We start from the raw sequence: 393 nt of genomic DNA, 5'->3' as shown, positions 1-393 counted from the left end.
TTACTCACCCGTCCGCCGCTCGCCGGCAAAGATAGCAAGCTATCTTCCCGCTGCCGCTCGACTTGCATGTGTTAGGCCTGCCGCCAGCGTTCAATCTGAGCCATGATCAAACTCTTCAATTAAAAGTTTTTTTGTTTGGCTTGCACCAAACGACTCAATGAATTCTACTGTTTCTCATTCACTGCGTTCATAAAGAAGCAGCAAACTCGATACTTACATTTCTGTAAGACATATTGCTATGAACACTCACTATCTCTAGTGAAGAGTGCATTGAGATTTAAATCGTTTTCGATTTCTCAACACCTGTGAGTGTCCACACAGATTACTTGATATGTTGTTAAAGAGCAGTGCATCTTTCGATGCTGCCGTTAGACGCTTGGTCTCGGCTTAGGG

1 rRNA gene is annotated in these 393 nt (G+C 44.3%); it reads right to left on the bottom strand.

From position 1 onward, the window contains the following. A 16S ribosomal RNA gene (locus tag LZP69_RS15930) occupies positions 1–122 on the bottom strand; the annotation flags it as partial. Positions 123–393: the final 271 nt, after the last annotated feature.

This window comes from Shewanella sp. AS1, assembly GCF_021412565.1.
In the GTDB taxonomy this organism is placed as follows: domain Bacteria; phylum Pseudomonadota; class Gammaproteobacteria; order Enterobacterales; family Shewanellaceae; genus Shewanella.
Note: the sequence above shows the minus strand (reverse complement) of the source record. Positions and strands in the feature narration are given on the sequence as shown.